The organism is Shewanella sp. WXL01 (assembly GCF_012263345.1).
GTDB lineage: Bacteria > Pseudomonadota > Gammaproteobacteria > Enterobacterales > Shewanellaceae > Shewanella > Shewanella maritima.
In genome coordinates, this window is the sequence record NZ_JAAIKQ010000009.1 from 135,632 (window position 1) to 154,944 (window position 19,313).

Annotated in this window: 9 protein-coding genes and 4 tRNA genes; 5 read left to right on the forward strand and 8 right to left on the reverse strand. The window is 45.1% G+C overall.

All coding sequences use genetic code 11. The features are described 5' to 3' along the window. Positions 1 to 30 precede the first annotated feature (30 nt). Positions 31 to 2,043 carry a DNA helicase Rep gene (rep, locus tag G3R49_RS16910; RefSeq protein ID WP_130600659.1) on the forward strand — a complete coding sequence of 671 codons (2,013 nt, stop codon included), beginning with the start codon at positions 31 to 33 and terminating at the stop codon, positions 2,041 to 2,043. 33 nt (positions 2,044 to 2,076) lie between these two features. Here the strand turns inward: rep and G3R49_RS16915 are convergent, their stop codons facing one another. Beyond that, positions 2,077 to 4,686 (reverse strand): diguanylate cyclase, encoded by a 2,610-nt coding sequence (locus G3R49_RS16915; RefSeq protein WP_167870442.1) that lies wholly within the window; start codon positions 4,684 to 4,686, stop codon positions 2,077 to 2,079. Positions 4,687 to 4,941: 255 nt separating this feature from the next. On the opposite strand from G3R49_RS16915, the gene G3R49_RS16920 reads away from it, so the two are divergent. The 4 genes from G3R49_RS16920 (at position 4,942) to G3R49_RS16935 (ending at position 5,488) form a co-directional block, all read left to right on the forward strand. Beyond that, a tRNA-Arg gene (locus tag G3R49_RS16920) sits at positions 4,942 to 5,018 on the forward strand. 43 nt (positions 5,019 to 5,061) lie between these two features. After that, a tRNA-His gene (locus G3R49_RS16925) sits at positions 5,062 to 5,137 on the forward strand. Between the two features lie 131 nt (positions 5,138 to 5,268). After that, a tRNA-Pro gene (locus G3R49_RS16930) sits at positions 5,269 to 5,345 on the forward strand. A 66-nt stretch (positions 5,346 to 5,411) separates the two neighbouring features. Next, a tRNA-Pro gene (locus G3R49_RS16935) sits at positions 5,412 to 5,488 on the forward strand. 336 nt (positions 5,489 to 5,824) lie between these two features. Here G3R49_RS16935 and G3R49_RS16940 read toward each other — a convergent pair. The 7 genes from G3R49_RS16940 to G3R49_RS16970 form a co-directional block, all read right to left on the reverse strand. Further along, positions 5,825 to 7,747: an EAL domain-containing protein gene (locus G3R49_RS16940; protein WP_130600663.1), complete on the reverse strand. Its 1,923-nt coding sequence runs from the start codon at positions 7,745 to 7,747 to the stop codon at positions 5,825 to 5,827. Between the two features lie 7 nt (positions 7,748 to 7,754). After that, entirely contained in the window at positions 7,755 to 8,429 is a 675-nt protein-coding gene (locus G3R49_RS16945) for a transglutaminase-like cysteine peptidase (protein ID WP_167870443.1), read from the reverse strand. A 52-nt stretch (positions 8,430 to 8,481) separates the two neighbouring features. Beyond that, the gene (locus tag G3R49_RS16950; RefSeq protein ID WP_130600667.1) at positions 8,482 to 9,087 is read right to left on the reverse strand and encodes an OmpA family protein; all 606 of its coding nucleotides are present in this window, start codon (positions 9,085 to 9,087) and stop codon (positions 8,482 to 8,484) included. After that, on the reverse strand, positions 9,087 to 10,496 hold the full coding sequence (locus tag G3R49_RS16955; RefSeq protein ID WP_167870444.1) for a TolC family outer membrane protein: 1,410 nt from the start codon (positions 10,494 to 10,496) through the stop codon (positions 9,087 to 9,089). The genes G3R49_RS16950 and G3R49_RS16955 overlap by 1 nt, the downstream gene beginning before the upstream one ends. A gap of 19 nt (positions 10,497 to 10,515) precedes the next feature. Further along, positions 10,516 to 11,898 carry an HlyD family type I secretion periplasmic adaptor subunit gene (locus G3R49_RS16960; RefSeq protein ID WP_130600671.1) on the reverse strand — a complete coding sequence of 461 codons (1,383 nt, stop codon included), beginning with the start codon at positions 11,896 to 11,898 and terminating at the stop codon, positions 10,516 to 10,518. Beyond that, on the reverse strand, positions 11,895 to 14,075 hold the full coding sequence (locus G3R49_RS16965) for a type I secretion system permease/ATPase (protein WP_130600673.1): 2,181 nt from the start codon (positions 14,073 to 14,075) through the stop codon (positions 11,895 to 11,897). Before G3R49_RS16965 ends, G3R49_RS16960 begins: the two co-directional genes overlap by 4 nt. Before the next feature lie 201 nt (positions 14,076 to 14,276). Further along, positions 14,277 to 19,313, reverse strand: a 5,037-nt coding sequence (locus G3R49_RS16970; protein WP_167870445.1) for an S-layer family protein, incomplete at its 5' end; no start/stop codon positions are given.

Genomic DNA, 19,313 nt, shown 5'->3' on the forward strand with positions numbered 1-19,313 from the left:
CGCTTTTAGTCATTACGTTGGAATTAATTAATGAAACTCAACCCAGGTCAAAATGATGCAGTCCACTATGTTTCTGGACCTTGCCTTGTCCTTGCCGGTGCAGGTAGTGGCAAGACCCGCGTTATCATTAATAAAATTGCTTACTTGGTTGAGAAGTGTGGTTATCAAGCTCGTCATATTGCAGCAGTAACCTTTACCAATAAAGCGGCGCGTGAGATGAAAGAGCGTGTGTCTCAGTCCATGGGGCGCAAGCAGGCACGTGGGTTGTGGATATCGACCTTTCATACCTTAGGTTTGGAAATCGTTAAGCGTGAGCATAAGGTATTGGGGCTTAAGCCTGGCTTTTCCTTGTTTGATGATCAGGACACCTTCGCACTGCTTAAAGAACTGACTCAAGATGAGTTAGATGAAGATAAAGATTTGATTAAAGCGCTAGCGGCGGCTATTTCGAATTGGAAAGGCGCGTTAGTGATCCCGCAGCAAGCGATTAAAACAGCCAAAGATGAGCAAAGCATTTTGTTTGCTCACCTTTATCAGCGTTACGCTCAGCAAATGAAAGCCTATAACGCGCTGGACTTCGACGACCTTATTCTAATCCCCACCTTGTTACTTAGAATGAATGAAGAGGTCCGTGGTCGCTGGCAACAACGCATTCAATATTTGCTGGTGGATGAATATCAAGACACCAATACCAGTCAATATGAATTGGTTAAGCTACTGGTAGGCGAGCGTGCTCGCTTTACTGTGGTTGGCGATGATGATCAGTCAATCTATTCATGGCGCGGTGCTAAACCACAAAACCTAGTATTACTGGGTAAAGACTTTCCAAAACTTAAGCTGATTAAGCTTGAGCAAAACTATCGCTCTAGCCAGCGTATTTTGCGCTGTGCCAATATTCTGATCGCTAATAACCCCCACGTGTATGACAAGTCGCTGTTCAGTGAGCTTGCTTATGGTGAGCCACTAAAAGTGCTGTTTGCAGCCAACGAGGAGCAAGAAGCTGAGCGTGTCGTTGCCGAAATCATTAAGCATAAGTTTATGGGGAAAACCCAGTTTGGTGATTACGCGATTTTATACCGAGGTAACCATCAATCGCGCTTGCTAGAGCGCGCGCTAATGACTAACCGCATCCCTTACAAGCTCAGTGGGGGAACCTCGTTTTTTGCCCGCGCTGAAATTAAGGACATCATGGCTTACCTTAAATTAGTGGTAAACCCAGATGACGATAATGCACTGTTACGAGTGATCAACTTACCTAAGCGAGGCATTGGCCCTGCAACGTTAGAGCGCTTAGGTAACTATGCTAATGACAAGAAGATCTCGTTGTTTGCAGCAATTTTTGAAGCTGAACTAAACCATTATATTGCCCCTGGTGCGATGAAGTCTTTGTATGAGTTTGGCAAGTTTATTGTTGATACCGGTGAAATGGCGACTCGCGGCGATCCAGTTGAAGCCATCAAGGTATTGATCCGTAAAATTAACTATGAAGATTACCTGTACGAAACCAGTACCAGCGCCAAAGCAGCTGAAATGCGTATGAAGAACATTTCAGAGCTTTACCGCTGGGTGACTGAGATGCTGCAAGGTGATGAGTTAGATGAGCCAATGACCTTACCTGAGGTGATCACCCGCTTAACCTTGCGCGATATGATGGAGCGTAATAATGAGGAAGAGGGCGGCGATCAGGTGCAGTTGATGACCCTGCATGCTTCTAAAGGCCTGGAATTTCCTTATGTGTTTATGGTGGGCACCGAAGAGCGTATTTTGCCGCACCAGTCGAGCATTGATGAAGACAATGTTGAAGAAGAACGTCGCTTAGCTTATGTAGGCATCACCCGTGCCCAGAAAGAGTTGTGGTTTATGCTGTGCCGCGAGCGCCGCCAATTTGGTGAGACCATGCGTTGTGAGCCTAGCCGTTTCTTAATGGAGCTACCCCAAGATGACTTGGTTTGGGAAACAAGGAAAGTTGTGCAAAGCGAGCAACAACGCGTAGAAAAAGGCAAGGCTAATATTGCCAACTTAAGAGAGATGTTTAAGAAGTAAAATCCAGCTATAGTGCAGCTCTCTCGTTAGAAGCTAAGCCGACGCACATTCAAGGGTGCTAGTTTTACAAACACTGCCTTGACCAAATTGATAGCCAAGCTCGATTAGTAGCTTGGCTATTTCATGTGAGTTAACCCCAGCGGCGAATACTTTAAATTCCATCGCTTGTGCGCTTAGGTTGTAGGCTTTTAATAGCTTTTGGTGCTGTTGCTGCATGACAGACTGGCTAATGTTGTCATCTAGCTTGAGAGCGTAAACAGGTAAGTAATGCAGGTTGGTTATGGCACTGTAGCCTAGTCCATAGTTACCTATACCTAGCTTAACGCCAAACTTGGCTAGGGTATCAAATGCATTGGTGTGATTTTGTAAATCTTGCACTAGTGCCTTTTCATTGAAAAACAGAACCAACTTAGTTAAATCGAGTTTGCTATTTCGGATTGCTTTTTTTAGCCCTCTAAACGCAAACTTGTTCTTCAAATGCTTGCATGAAACCACCATGTGCAATTGAGTTGCGCAGCCATATTGTTGTTTCAGTTCGTTATAGTTAGCGTTTAAGTGGTCGAACACATAGCCATCGAGTTGCCTAGAAAGCTGATAGTGCTGTGCAAGTTCTCGGATTTGCTGGTGAGATAGGGTTTCATCTTCAGGTGTCGTCCAACTCACCTTAGGCTCAATTGCAACAATTTCCCCTGAGGTTAAATCAATAATTTCTTGGCAGCTCACTTCAAATAGCTGGTTATCTAATGCTTGCTTATAGTCCTGCTCAAGCTGTTTTTCACAGCGAGAGTTAGAGCCAAGTTTTTCATCAAATACCACATAACAACCTTTGCCGTTAGCTTTAGCTTGGTACATGGCTTTATCTGCATTTCGAAGGATTGACTCGCTGGTATCTGACTGGCTGGTGCTGCTATAAGCAATACCGATACTGGCGCCTGAAATAAACTCTTTATTTGCCAACCAGTAGGGCGCTGCTATCGCTTTAAGGATCCGCTCACTAATGTCTTTGGCATCTCGCTTACTTGAAATTGAGTCGAGTAAGATCACAAACTCGTCGCCACCCATACGCGCTAAGGTATCGTTCTCACGAATACAAGTGGTTAGCCGTTTAGCCGTTTCAATGAGGAACTCATCACCTGCAAGGTGGCCTAGGGTGTCGTTAATTTGCTTGAAGCGGTCAAGATCAAGAAACAGTAGTGCAAATTGGGTTTTGCTATGGCGCCTTACATGTTTGACGGCTTGATTGAGGCGGTCGATCAAATAGCTGCGATTAGGTAAGCCTGTGAGGCCGTCGTGCTGTGCATCATGAATTAGCTGAGCTTCCATTTGTTTACGCTGAGCAATTTCTGATTGCAGGTGCAGGTTCGATGCAGCAAGGTCTTTGGTGCGCTGCTTAACTTTGTCTTCTAGTTCTTCGTGGCTGCGTTTTAAGTTTTCAACCGCTTGCTTACGCTCAATCGCATTGGCGATATGTTGGCTAACAAATACTAGTAGGTCGACGTCTGTGGTTGAATATTGATGCTGATCGTCATAGGTAAAAGTCGTGAATATACCTTTAACTTCGCCTTCGATAATGAGCGGCACACCAATCCACTGATGCATGTTGGCGGTTTTGTTTAGTTCAGGTGTGGCGTAGTAGATTTTCTTGGTATCAATGAGTTGCTGAATATCATCTACAGTAAGTAGCACTGGCTTTTTAAGCTCAAGTAGATACTCAGTTAAGCCGTCTTTTAGTGGTCTGGACATTGGGCGGCTTTTGTGAATTTGCGATACATAAAACGGAAAGCTTAACTCATTGCCTTGTTTAAGCGCGATAAAACTGTTCTTTGCGGGTAATAGGCGGCTAATAATAAGATGAAGCTGAGCATAAAACTGTGCATCGTACTCATTGGCAGCTGAAAGGTTAGCGATTTCAAACAAGGCTTTTTGTAGTTGTTCAGCTCTTACGCGCTCGTTAACTTCGGCTTTAAGTTTGTCGTAAGCCTGACTTAACTCCTTAGTGCGTTGCTCAATGGCGACTTCAAGCTGCTCTTGGTGTTGCAGCCTTTCCATCACCCCAGAAATATGGTGCGAAATAAAGCTCATTAGCTCTAGTTCTAGCTCACCATAATTAATCTGCTCGTTGTAGGTTTGTACGACTAATACGCCGCTAATAAACCTCTGGTTGCGGATCGGCATAGCAAGTAGTTGATGGCAACTGGTACCTAAGTTGCGAATCGAACCATCGGCAACTAGCTCGTCAAACTTAGCTTGCCCGGCTAATATGGGTTTGCCCTGACGTAATACGTATCCAGTAATGCCACTTTCTAATAGGCTAGAAAGTGCCTCTTCTGGGTATAAGTCTGATGGGTGTGAGTCTTTTTCGTCAGCAAAGAAAGGTAGGCTAATCACGCCTGATAGCTGATCACGTGAAGCAATATAGAAGTTATCTGCAGGTATAATTTGCTTTAGGTATTGATGAACGCCTTGGTAAAAGTGCTCAAGGGAAGTGGCTTCGGTTGCTACATTAGAAATACCTAATAAGGCATCTTGAATGATAGTTGAACGCTTGTATTGAGCGTTCAGTTGTTGGAGTTGTGAAACTTGCTGCTCAAGTGCATCAAGTTTATTAGCCTGTGCTGTGGGGAGCTTAATTTCCGTATCCATTTCCCTTAAGGCCATTCCCAAAAAAACTGCTAAAAATAGTGCGTGTTTAACTTCAACGCTAAGTTATTATTTTTCATAAAGCTAGCATTACTTTTTATCATAAGACAAATCGTGAACCAAGCATTTATTATACCCGGATTATGGATAAAAAATTCGCCGAATTAGTTAAAAGTTAAGCAGTCAGTAAAAAAAAGCAAATCAGAGCTAGACTCAAGGGCGATTTATCCCTACTATATGCGTCGCTAACCAAGGCGAGCGCCCATAGCTCAGCTGGATAGAGCGTACCCCTCCGGAGGGTAAGGCCGAGGGTTCGAATCCTTCTGGGCGCGCCATTCGGAAACGACGTTCGTGTTAGCAGCAAGATTGAAATCAGTGGTGACTGTAGCTCAGTTGGTAGAGTCCCGGATTGTGATTCCGGTTGTCGCGGGTTCAAACCCCGTCAGTCACCCCACTTCAACTCTTCTTAATCATTCGTGATTAATATTCAGTGATTAGCGCAGTCAGTTAGCGCATCACGGCTCTTAGTTGAGAGCGGAGCAGAGGGTTTCCCTCAATATCAGACTCAAAATAACGACATATTCTCGGTGATTAGCGCAGCCCGGTAGCGCATCTGCTTTGGGAGCAGAGGGTCAGAGGTTCGAATCCTCTATCACCGACCACTTTATTTACTTTGGTACTGAGTACGGAAGTAATCCAGAGTTTAATTAAGCTCGTAGAATGTATTCCGGTGATTAGCGCAGCCCGGTAGCGCATCTGCTTTGGGAGCAGAGGGTCAGAGGTTCGAATCCTCTATCACCGACCAAACAACAAAAAGCCACTCAATCGAGTGGTTTTTTGCTTTTTATTACCTCAAGAAGATTCAATCTGATAGCGTATCACGGCTGCTCTTAGTGATAAGCTGAGCAGAGTGTCAAAGGTTCGAATCCTCACTCTTTTTATCTTAGCGACCACTTTATTTACTTTGGTACTGAGTACGGAAGTAATCCAGAGTCGAATGTTTCACGTATATTGGTAACATTGATTCAAATCGAATTATTCGGTGATTAGCGCAGCCCTGTTGCGCATCATGGCTAATAGCGACCAAATAAAAAACCACTCATTTGAGTGGTTTTTAGTCTTTAACGTGTAGCACTAACGCTTAGGCTTCAATCATCGTTGGTTTCACGATGAAGCCTTGATATGCATCTAGCCTTAGGTTTTCAAAGCGAGCAAGTTGTTCTTGCTCTTGAATACCTGTGACAATTACTTGAATATCTAGCCCCTTAGCTACATTTACCAGTGCACGGCATAGCTCGCTATTGTGTTGATTATCTTCAATATGTGCGAACGACTGGTCGAGTTTAACATAGGTTGGTCGCAAGCTTTGTAAGTAGCTCATTGACCCAAACTGACGACCAAAGTGGTCGATACCAAAATGTGCACCGCAATCGCGAATGATGTGACACAAGTGCTCGCAAGCGGCAAGATCGGCGTATACACACGTCTCAGGGATTTCAAAACACATGCGTTCTGGGTGACTACAACTACGCAGGAATTGCTTCAACCAGGTGTGGAAGTCAAAGTTATTGATACTTTCAACCGTAAGGTTAATCGCGATCGGCTCATAGTTACGATCGACCAGGTGCTTATCATTCACGGATTCAATCAAGCAGCGATCTAGCATTGAACCTAGCGATAATAGCTCTATGTACGGCATAAACTGCCCAGCATGTACGGGCGTGTTATCAATATCCAATTGACAGTAAATTTCTCGCTGACAAATCTCATCGTTTTCAGTGAGCATGATTGGCTGCCAACGGAATTTAAACTGTTTATTCTCAATTGCTTGAGTTAGGTTCTTACGCCATTCCTCGCGAGAGAACATTTGCTGGTTGCTGTTTTCATACCAGTGGAAGACCTTTTTTGCCTTCATGGCTGATTGCAGGGCGTTGTCAGCTTGCGACAGCATTTCTCCTACACTAGTTTGGGCACTGCGCTCGGCGATACCTATGGCGAAGTCTTCATTAGCGCGGCAACCTGCCTTAGTGATTTCTTGATTCACTGTGCGTATTAAGGTTTGCAGATATTTAGACAATTGATCATGTTCCTGCTCTTCAACTAAGAAGGCAAATTCATAAGCCGCGATACGCGCAATAACCGATGGGCTCATTTCATCGAGGTGGTGCTGCATTTTTTCTGCAAGTAAACGAATGGTTTCATCACGTACTTGATAACCGTATTTGCTATGGACCTCTTCTAACCAGTCAAACTTAGCAAGGAACAAGGCACCCGAGCTTGGTTCACTGAGCCACCCAGTAATGCGACTGACCATGTATTGACGATTTGGTAGGTTTGATACCTGATCAACCAGATTTTTGTTTCTTAGCTCAGCAACCTCTGAGTCAAGTGAGTTGAAAACCTGTTTTAGTTGAGTAGACATGCTGTTAAACGCACCAACTAGCTCTTTGAGCTCGCGGGTTTTTGGTGATGGCATATCTGGACCAAATTGGCGCTCGGCAACCTTTTTGGCGTGCTCAGATAGGTTATGTAGTGGTTTCAAAATCCAGGTTAAGCCAACTCGCGCAAATACGATGGCTATCAGGAATAGAATCGAAAATAGGATGATGGTGTTAGAGATAATCCGCCATAACTCGTGATAGCCAAACCCTGGGTGAGCGGTAATCTCTAATGTAGCAAGTTGCAACCAACCAGAAGTAATAGTCGACTCTTTTTTGATGGTGTGGAAGATATCAAGATCGATAAACCATTGAGGTACGTCTTGAATGCGAATCGCATTGTTCCAAACCTGCTGTTCACCATCTACCAACCATGTCAGCTTAATTTGCTGATAGTAACCACCTTCAAATATCACGTTGACTAAGGTTTCAGCGCCAGCTCGGTCGCCGGCTTCAAGCGTGGGCACAAGCATGAGCCCAAGCGAGTTGCTGGCGTTGTTGAGGTCTGATTCCATTTGCTTTGTCAAAAAGCTCTGTGTTTCAGTGATTTGCACATAAGCTAAACTTGAAATAGTTAACAAGAATAGCCCGAAAAGTAACGCATAAATCTGCCGGAACAGGGTCATGGTGTCACTACTCCATTTTGAGTTTCGGTTTACGTAGTCGTTTTACGCCCAACCTATGCTTCAGGTCAGTCCATTTTTCGAGGCGCGATGAAGAACCCGCAAGTTCTCCTCGGCCTTTTTCTTTGTTTAACCACAGCTGGGTACCATTAAAACTGTACACAGGTAGTAAATCGTTACGCTTGGTCGCGGGTTTAATTTTTTTGTCCAGGTTATCCAGTACCAGAGGGATAGAGCTGGGTTTATCGTAATATGCCAATACCATGTGATATTGATTAAGGCTGGTTGCCTTAACCATGGTGATACGTAGCTTTTCTTCTGGAATACCCAGTTGTAGCAAGGTGAAGTACTTAGCAATAGAGAAGTCTTCACAATCGCCACCCCCAACACCAATAAACTCCATTGGCGATGCCCAATAGTTTGAGTCCCCCCAAAGAATGGTATCGTCGACAAAGCGGAACATATTGAAAAAGCTATTTACCTTTTCTAGCTTTTCTCGCTCGCTGAGGTTGGCGCCTTCATTCAGTACTTTAAACCAGGCGTTAGCTCGCAATTCAGCTCTATCACCATATTGACGCTTGAGCGCCTGGGTTATTTTCGGTTTATCTAACTGAGTTGGCGAAGCATATAAGCTAGATACAAGTAATACACAGGCCACAATAACGATGTGGCCCAGTGATTTCATGTGTCTGTTAGCGCGAGATATGCTCACATTGGTCAAGCTAAATTCCTATGTGTTACTCAGTTTCCTCATCCACAGTATAGATGTGCCATTTCATTTCTGTTTCTGAGCCATCGCCTTTTACTGCTGCTATCACACGGCGATTTAAGCGACGCCCTTCTTCGGTGTGATTGTCAGCAATCGGTTGGTCAAAGCTATATCCAATTGCCGTTAAGCGATCAGGTTCGATGCCATAAGTATCAATTAATACTTCAGTGACTGCTTTTGCGCGGCGCTGCGACAAAGCAAGATTAAGCTCGTAGCTACCAGACTGGCTACAGTGGCCTTCAATCGTGACCTTACTGCTTGGGTAACGCTGCATAATGTCAGCGACCTTTTGGATTTGGTCGTAATACAAGGGTTCAATGTAGTGTGAATTATTGGCAAATAGGATCTCTAAGTTTTGGCGCTCGTCGATGGTGGTAAGGGTACCGCAGCCATAGTTATCAATGTCGGCACCTGTGATGGTGCCTTCACAGCGTTCGCGCGCCATAATCACACCATCTTTGTCATTATCGTTAAGATCAAAGTTCTGCTTAGTGGTTGTATCCATGGTGACGATGTCACGGCTGGTGCAACCTGAGGCCAAAATAATGGCCAAAATTATCATCAATGGCTTCATTATTTTACTCCTCCTTCGTAACTACTCTCACCTTGCCATACTTCAGGGCGAGTCACTCGCATCGAATCCAATAGCTTACCTGTGGCATTTAGTACGCGGTATTGAGCCAAAATTTCATCGTATTCGGCGCGCAAATAATCTTTGCGGGCCTCAAACAATTCGTTTTCAGTGTCAAGTAAGTCGAGTAGCGTTCGCTGGCCCAAATTAAATTGCTGGGCATAGGCTACTTGAGTTTGTTTAGCTGCAATGACATGGTCGCGAATATAGTCTTTTTGCGGCTCAAGTAATTCGTAGGCATTCCAGGCAAGGTGCACGCCTTCTAATACCTGGCGATTGGCGCGCTCGCGAATTTCTTTAGCCTCGTTGATTTTGTAGGCTGCTTCTTTTTCTCGGTGTAAGTCTTTACCACCAGAGTATAAGTTGTAGCGCATACGTACCATACCAATGAGATTATTGTCGTAACCATTAACATTCTGAGATGAAATGGCGCTATAGCCGTCTTCACCACCACTGTCGTTATTCCAGTTACCATTTAACTCGAGCGTGACATTCGGGTAGTAGTTTGAAATCGCAGACTCACGCTCATACTTAGCGGCGTAAATGTCATTTTCTGCAGACTTTAGCACTGGGTGGTTTTTAGTCGCCCAGGTAATGCTGCTTCCCAAGTCTTGTGGCAGCATATCAATATCGGGCACGGGGACGACTAGGTCTTGTGGCTCAAGTTCTGTAATGCGCATGTACTGTGCACGGGCATCATTAAGATTATTTTTAGCCGAAATAACATTAGCATTCGCTCTGGCCAAACGACCTGAAATCTGGGACAGATCAGCAATTGAACCAAGACCGGAGTCGGTACGTTGCTTAATCTGGTCGTATATTTCTTTGTGACTTTCAAGGTTACGCTGTGCAAGAGTGAGTACTTGCTCTGCGCGAATGTAGTCGACATATACCTTGGCGACATCTAATGCCATGTCTTCCGCTGCAGCAAACAGCGCCCATTGTTCGGCGCTTGCTTCATATGAATAGCGGTCGACTTCACTACTCGTTAAAAAACCATCAAACAACATTTGTTTAATGCTAAAACCTGCCTCTCCAGGTGTGAGCTCGATTACGCCATCTTCGTTAACATCGCCTTGGTTTTTCTTACGACGTGTAGAAGGGCTGTCGGTTTGCTCCCAGCCATATCCCGCAGTGAGATCGATGGTTGGTAGGTAACCGGCCCAAGCCTGATTAACTTGTTCTTCGCGCACTTTAAAACGGTTAAACGCAATGCGTAAATCCGGATGAGTATCTAAAGTATGCGCCACTGCCTGTTCTAACGACTGGCCATAGGCAGTTGGCAACACCAGCATAGATGCAGCTAGCGCAATGGCACTGAGCTTAGTACGCTGGTTACTTAGTGTGATCATTTAAAAAACCTCCAGGTTTTCATCGCTCGCGCAGAGCGGTGTCCTTAGCTCTTAAAATTGGGTTAAAAATGTACTCAAGTATGGATTTCTGTCCCGTTATGATGTCCACTGAAGTGAGCATACCGGGTATTATTGGCATCTGTGTACCATCATCTTTTGCTAAACTTGACTGCTCCGTGCGAACACGGATGGTATAGAAACTGTTACCTTCTTCATCTTGTGAGGTATCAGCGCTAATATGTTCAACCACGCCTTTGAGGCCGCCATAACGGGTAAAATCATAAGCTGTGACCTTAACCACAGCTGGTAAACCCGGATGTAAAAAGGCGATGTCTTTAGGTTTAATCATGGTTTCGATTAGTAGTTTGTCTTCAGACGGTACAATCTCAATAATTTCTTCACCCGGCTGTACAACACCACCTAAAGTATTGATGTGAATCGACTTAATTGTACCAATGACTGGTGAGGTAATAACCGCCTTACTGACTTTATCAAATGCACCAATCTGTGCTTCATTCATTCTTGCTAATTTGTTTTGTGATTCATTGAGCTGGGCACGTAAGTCTGATGCATAAACAAATACCGCTTCACGGCGCTTCAAAATCGCTTCATCCATCGATGCTTTGACTTTAGGGCGCAGTAAGCGCAGAGTTTTTAGTTCGCCTTGAATATCGTTAACGCTGCGTTCAAGCTTGAGTAGCTCAACTTCTGGCACAATGCCCTTTTGCGCTAATGGACGGGTAAGTTCAAGTTCGCGTGAGACAAGTTGGAAGCTTGTTGTCAGCGTACTGATCTTTGATGCCAGCTCTTCGGTTTCTTGTTGGCGCTGCTGAATTTGTCTAACTTGGATCTCAAGCTGGTTATTTAAGTTATCTAATCTAACCGAGTATTCTTCTTGCTGACGCTTAACCAGTTCTGGCTCTTCATCAACTAGTGCAGGAGGAAATTCCAGGGGCGATTTAGTGATTTTTATCTGTTCACGCCAGTTAGCATTCATATCTGAAATTACTATGCTGTCGAGCTCTGCACGCATACGGATAACGTTAGCCTGTAGACCAAATACTTCTTGCTCTTGTTGACCAAAGTCAGCTCGAAAACGGGTGTCGTCAATACGAGCGAGAGGCTGACCTTTTTCGACCAATACACCTTCTTGAACAAAAATTTCTTGTAAGATCCCGCCATCAAGGCTTTCGATTATTTGCACCTGTGATGAGGGGATAACTTTGCCTTCACCAGTGGTGACTTGATCAAGCTCTGAGAAATATGCCCAAACGAAAAAGCACAGCATCATGGCGGCCAGTGACCAGATGATTAAGCGATGACCACTTGGTGCATCAGTCATCATTGCGCCGTATACATCATCAGCCATTTCTAAATCTTCAGTGGTGAGGTGTTTGCTCATCGCGCTTTACCTCCCGCTAATAATCCTTCATTGAGCTTTTTCAGTACCTGGTCCTTCGGTCCATCGGCGATGATGTGTCCGCGATCCATTACTATGATGCGATCCACGAGATTAAGCAGGTGCATTTTGTGAGTAATTAGCAGCAAAGTGCGATTCTTACTTACCTGACGCATTGATTGTACAAATTGCTTTTCTGCTCTGGCATCTAAACTCGCGGTTGGCTCGTCCATTAATAGTACTGGCGGATCGTTTAGGGTTGCCCTTGCAAGTGCAACGGTTTGCCTTTGACCACGGCTTAGTGAAAAACCGCCTTCACCGACTTGTTGATCTAACCCTTCGGCTTCTAAATTTGTGAAGTGGCTTACACCAGACAGCTGAACCGCGCGAATAAGTTGGTGTTCACTTACCTGACGCGAGCCAAATAAGATATTGTCGCGAATACTGCCGTGAAATAGAGTGATATCTTGCGGCAGATAACCAAAGTTGCGGCGCAAGTCGCTAGGGTGAATTTGCCCACTATCAAGACCATCGTAACGCAAGCTACCATCAGTAGGTTGGTATAAACCGACCAGCAACTTAGCTAGGGTGCTTTTTCCAGAACCATTACGGCCAATAATTGCGACGCGTTCACCGGGTTCAATTGTCAGTGATATGGGGTGTATTGTAGGCTTTTCAGTTTCTGGGAATTTAAAACTAACATTGTCTGCATTTATTTTGCCGTTTAAGCGTTGAATGCTGACCAGGTTGCCCTTGTTTTCAAACTCATCTTCTTCATCCATGATTTGGTCAAGCTGGCGCAGTGAGCTTGCGGTGTAGTTGCCGCGGGTGATAAGCCCTGCAATTTGCGCCATTGGATTGATCGCGCGCCCACCAAGCATTACTGCGGCGATAATGCCGCCCATTGAAATCTCAAAGTCAGCTACACGGTATACGCCTAAAATAACAATACAAACCACGCTAAATTGCACGATAAAGTTAGCCACGTTAGTAACCGAGTTAGTCAGTTTTTTGGTCTTTAGCTGCCAGTTGGCTGTATGGCCAATCATTTGTTGCCAGCTTTTTTGCACTAGACCTTCAGCACCGTTGGCTTTAATTGATTCAAGCGCGGTTAGGCTTTCCACCAAGTGACCATGTTTTAGGCTGGCAAAGCGGTTGCTTTCTTCAATCGCTGCTTTTAGTCTCGGCTGCACTATTAATGTGTAACCAATAATGATGATGCTGGCGACAATAGGAATAACGGCAAGATCACCAGCAACCAGGTAAATCACCATCACAAATAGTAGCGCAAAAGGTAAATCGACCAAGGCGGTAATGGTTGCCGAGGTGAGAAACTCACGAATCGAGTCGAACTCACCTAGCTGCCTTGCCATACCACCAATACTAGGAGAACGCTTTGATAGCGGAATGCCAATTGCTTTAGCAAATAGTTGCGATGACACTATGATGTCGATCTTTTTGCCCGCTACATCAATTAGGTAGCTTCTTAATTGCCTTAAAATTAAATCGAATAGGTAAGCAACGCCTGCTCCTATCGCCAGTACCCATAAAGACTCAAATGCCAGGTTAGGGACGACTTTGTCGTACACATTCATCACAAATAGCGGTGATACCAGCGCAAATAGGTTGACCAACACTGAAGCAATTAGCACGTCGCGATAAATTGGTGCTGCACTTTTGATGTTTTGCCACAGCCAGTGAGTAGAGTTGTCATGTACATGAACATCAAAACTTTGGTCGCCGCGATATTGCTGCTTAACCAAAAATGCATAACCCACGTACAGCGACTCAAGTTCTTCAATGCTCATGGTCTTTTGACCAGCAGACTCAGGTAATTGAATCGTGGCAGTGTCTGACTCGATATCCAGTTGGCGCAAAATGCAAGCTTGTTGGTCTTTTAGCAGCAAGATACATGGCAGTAAGATATCGGAAATTTGATTGAGATTTTTACGTGATAGTTTTGCGGTTAAGCCCGCTCGCGCAGCAGCTTGTGGAAAAATTTCAGGGGTGATGATCGCACCAGACAAAGGCAAACCAGCGGCTAATGAATCAACCGAGCAAGGGTTACCAAAGTGTTCAGACAGGATCACAAGAGAATCTAGCAGCGGATCAACATGCACTCGCTGGGAGGCCTGAATCGTCCACTGTTCTTGTTTTTCTGTTGCAGCAGGTTGCGCCAAAAACTTTTCCTTAAGTCATTAACCTTCTCGCTATGCTTGTAAGTCTGCATTAATTAGCTGCCATTAAGCGCTGTGCATGCACAAACCCAAAGCTGAGGTTAACTATAATTGTTGAATAATTGTTATTGTATATTGCTGTTTTACTTGCAATAAAACTCACACCCCATATTACTATAGGATGTAAGTTAATTGCTTAATTTTTTAAGGGATAATGTTACCGTTATTCTCTTCCATGGCCGGTATAGCGTTCACATTAGCTGAGGCAGCAGCTTGTTCGTTGTTACTATTATCCTCGCTAATTACAAGTGCACCATCATCAAGTAAGCCATTGATAATGGTTCCATTATCACTACTTCCATAGGTCGCTGACAAATCAACTCCGTCTAATACTATAGTTTGGTCTACGTTGCCGTCTCCATCAGCATCAATTGCTATTGTTGTATCTCCATTATTAACTGTAATTGTTAAATACTGGTCAAGATTGCTGCTGGTTTCGCCTTGGAGTAAGTCGCTAAGGTCGAGTGAATCTTGATTAGTGGCAAAATCAATAATGGTGTCGGTACCTGTGTCGTTTTGTGTCCAAACGAAGACATCTTTACCTTCACCACCTTCCATCAGGTCGTCACCAAGACCGCCAATAAGCATATCGTCGCCATCGCCACCGACCAAGAAGTCTGCACCATCTCCACCAACTAGCACATCGTCACCGTCGCCACCGTTAAGCACTGCGCCGCCAATGAGAATAGTACCAGTAGAGCCACCACTGCCATCGCTAACGTAAACACCGGTTTGGGTGCTGCCATCACTTAAGGTCACGGTAAAGGTCACTGCGCGATTGGCAAAGTCGCCGCCAGTGTCGCTACCTAGTGAGTCTGTATCGACAGAGAACCATAGCTCATCACCATTGGTGAAGTCGCCGTTATCAAAGTTAGCGGTAATAACTGAGTTATTGTTTGAGTAGCTAAAGATATTGGTGTTGTTAATACCAACTGTGTCTGCGCCTACACCGAAGCGGTCTCCTGGGTCAAAGTCTGCATTGGTGTCATTGCCTGCGCGCAGGTCAATGCTAATACTGGTAATGTATAGGCCTGCAACAGCTGTGCTAAAGGTGAAACCAATTTGATTGTTACCATTAGTGTTGAAGGTATTACCAGGCTTAACAAAGGTGTTGATCACCGCTGGAGGCTGATTCCCCGAGCTTTGGGCGATGATAATGTCGTTTTCAGCTGTGCCCACTAGGTTATCGCCGCTTCTAAAATCGAAGTCGACATCTGCGCTGTCGGTAGCACCATTGCCGTCAAGTCCATAGTTGAAACTTGAATTGTTAGTGGCATTGCTAACAGTAATGACATCGCCGTTAAGGCTGCCATCGCCTGTGACGTTAATGATTTGAGTATCGTATGGTGTTCTATCGCCATGGGTTAGGTACTCAACTGGAATGTCGATAGTGCCGCCAGATGCTAGATTAGTGATGACATTGTTGGTGTTGGCATCGACGCCCGCGTAGTAATCAATGTTAAGCACTAAATCTAGGTTTGCAGTATCGCCGTCACCATCAGTAACGTTAACCTCAATATTTTCTTGCTGGTTAAGTACATTGCGGTCAACTTCAATAGCATAATTGTACTCACCGGTTTCGAAGTTAATCGTGAACTCACCGCCTAGCGCAGTAGTGATAGTTTGCGTGGTGTTGTTACTATCAAAGCTATAGGTAACACCATCAATTACTATGCTAGAAACATTGCCGCCATCGGCACCAATTAGCACGCCACTGGTTGACGATGCATTTAGAATACCTAAGTTACCGGTAATGGTATTACCTTCGAAGTAGTCGATAACCGTGCTGGTTAAGTCATCGGCATTGTCAACATGCACCGCATACTCTTCTTGGCCATTTGGTTCAGGATGAGCAATTGGGAAGATTTCATCCAATGCAGCATTGCCAATACCAATACCAAAGGCAATATCGTATAGGGCATCAGCGCCGCCATTATTCGTGAGGTAATTCTCCCACGCTGTTTGCTGGCTAGCATTGACTTCGCCGCCGTTGTTAGGTTCACCGTCAGAAATAAAGTATAGGAAGCTTTGATCCGCTGGTGGCAATGTGCCGCTATTCATAACAGCATTGAGCGCATTAGCGTAGTTAGTACCACCGTTGGCGATCAGTGCATTTAGTGCATCAATTGCTGCTGCAATGTCATCAACCATCCAGCCTGTGGTGGTTGCGCCACTAGCAAAGCTAACCAGCTGCACATTGACATTACCCGTGGCATCCACCTCATGGATAAGCGCAGTAAGTGCTTCTACAGCAGTTTCTAGATATGATTTACCATTACCCGCCGAGTTATCCATACTGCCAGATACGTCTAACACAATAGTGATGTTAGTTGTAACTGGGTCAGCAGATGCCATTAGGTTTTGGCTAATGTTATTAGTTACTGGAGCGTCATCAACCACGTTAACGGTAAGTGAGCCAGTGTCTGAATCGTTCAATGAATTTTCAACTGTATAACTGAATGATTCAGAAACATTGTTGCCATTGCTGTTGCTGTTTAACGTGTATTCATAGTCGCCGGCGCGGTTGCTTCCAGAATCCTGCGTATAAACTCTAAGTTCACCCAGCGCAGTAGTAATGGTGATAACGCCATTGACTGGAGAGACGCCATTGACTTGAGTGATTTCGGTCGAGCCACTAATTCCTTCATCATTATCAAGCAAGTTGCCTGTTACCACATTAACGCCGCTGCCGGCATCTGTACCACTCGCTAAACCAGCTTCAAAGACCTCAGCCACGTTGTCATTTGCAGTTGGCGTTGAGTCTTGAACAATGTTAAGCAGCGCTTGACTGGTATTGCCATCGGCATCTGTTAGTGTGTAGAAAATGTTGCTTGCAGGTGCAATTTGACCATTTTGCTCAGGTACAGTAGATGCAAAGGTATAGTTACCGTCTTTATTGATGGTAAATGTGCCGCGACCCGCTATAGTGACCGTGAGATTACCATCGGCATCAAAGTTACTATAGGTCGTCCCATCAATGCGGATACTTGTTAGCTCGGTTGCGTCAGCGCCGATATTATCAGCGCCACTACCATCGCCTCCTGCGCCGGTAATAACGTTGCCATAAGCCGTGCCGCTAAAGCCAACACTGTCGATATCGTTGTTGGCGACTGGAGCTGTGTCGGTAACGTCGATGATAACTTGAGTCCAGGCACTGTCCTCATAACCATTACCTGCTTTGTAATAGAAGCTATCAGTTACTGGGCCATTGCTATGGTCAATATTAGCTGGAGCCTGGTAACTAAAGCTGCCATCTGGATTAATTGTAATTGTGCCACCTAGTGCAGTGGTAATTACATTGCCTGGTGTATTGGCATCAATCTCACCCGTACCAGTCAAGTCTTGTGCAAATGCGGTAACAGTTAGTGGGTTACCCTCAAGGTCAGTATCGTTACCTACGAATGAGGTGTCAGTCAGAGCAAGTATCGAGCCTTCATCAGCAGCGAAGGTGTCTGCACTGCCAATCGGCGCATCGTTGGCGCCAATTATATTGATAGTCACGGTCGCCGTGTCGGTTGCACCATTTGCATCGGTAATCGTATAGGTGAAGGTGTCCTGAGCAAGCTCTCCAGCAGTTAAGCTTTCAAACGCTTGGTTAGGGTTATAACTATAAGTACCATCGCTGTAAATTGTTAACAAAGCGCCACTTGGCAGTAGCACGGTTGAACCATTCGTTACCGTGGTTCCATTAATCGCTGTAATCGCAAAGCTGTCCCCTTGCAGGTCGCTATCATTTGCGAGTAAGCCATTTGCAGGGTCATTGATGGCTAGCGTTTGGTCTTCACCTGTGACAATCGCACCTTCACCTAAGCCAGCGCCAGTAGCGTTGATTGAGGTCAGTACATAGTCTGAAGAATCGCCGCTTGAAATTGGGTCGACGTTGTTGGTTGCCTCAAAAACAACCGTATCGAATACCGCGTTACCCGTATCGATATTAAAGGTACCTTCATCGCCAGAGGCGTTACTGAACATTCCTGATGCGACCAGTTCACCATTGTAGTATGCCTTCCAAACTCCTTGCTCTGCGCCATTTTCGTTGGCAAACAACCTTGCGACGGAGAACTCAACCTGGTTAACCAATTCATTGAACTGGATTTCAATGCCTTCAGATAGACCTGTTGCTGGATCATACTCAATTTGGTTACTGATTTGGCCACCGCTACGGATACTGCCAGCAACACCGATCCCCTCGCCATTAATGGTTGAGAAGTTACCTTCAATCAGATTGCCGTTACTATCGTATGTTAACGCTCGGATAGTGAATAGTGGATTACCATTGCCATCAACAGGGACTGTTGGACCAGAAGTGAAGTCTGCAACAGCTGAGTACGCTGCACCAGACGCGCCATCGTTTTCAGCATCTACGTCATTGTAATTTAGCGTGACAGTCGCTGTGTCACTACCGCCATTTCCATCTGAGATGGTGTAATCGAACGTTGGAATGCTGGTGGTTGTACCGTCATGAGTAAAGCTGAAGTCGCCGTTCTCGTTCACGGTTAAGGTACCGCCATCAATATTCATTGTTGCTACGCCAGCATTAAAGACTAAGGCTACGCCATTGATGTGAGTGATCTGTAGGTTATCGCCATCGATATCACTATCAACACCTGAGCCTGAGTCATCGCTAATTAGGTTGCCGGTAATCGTTTGATTCTCGTTAGCAACATAGTTGTTATCGATAGCATCAGGAGCGTCATTTTCAGGTGTGACTTCAATGGTTAATGTTGCGGTTGCGCCAGTATTGGTTAAGTAGGTGATAACCGGCAACAAGCCATTCCAGTTTGCTGCTGGCGTAAAGCTATAACTACCATTGGCATTTAGAATTAACGTACCACCTTGCACTGTCACTGAAGCCCCAGCGTTATGAACCGTATTGCTACCAGCTATGGTAAAGCTTACTACTGAGGTATTACCTGGTTCATCGTTATTTAGCACGTTACCCGTTGCTGTGACGTCTTCCGCCACGGTCACAGCATCATCAGCTACATCAGTGTTATCTGGCGTAACAGTAATCGTCAGTGTCGCCGTTTCACCTGTGTTAGTGGTGTAAGTGATGACCGGCAGTGTGCCGTTCCAATCCGCAGCTGGATCGAATGTGTACGAACCATTGGCGTTCAGCACTAATGTGCCGCCTTGGACGGTGACTGAGTCGCCTGCGTTGTAAGTGGTGTTGTCACCAGC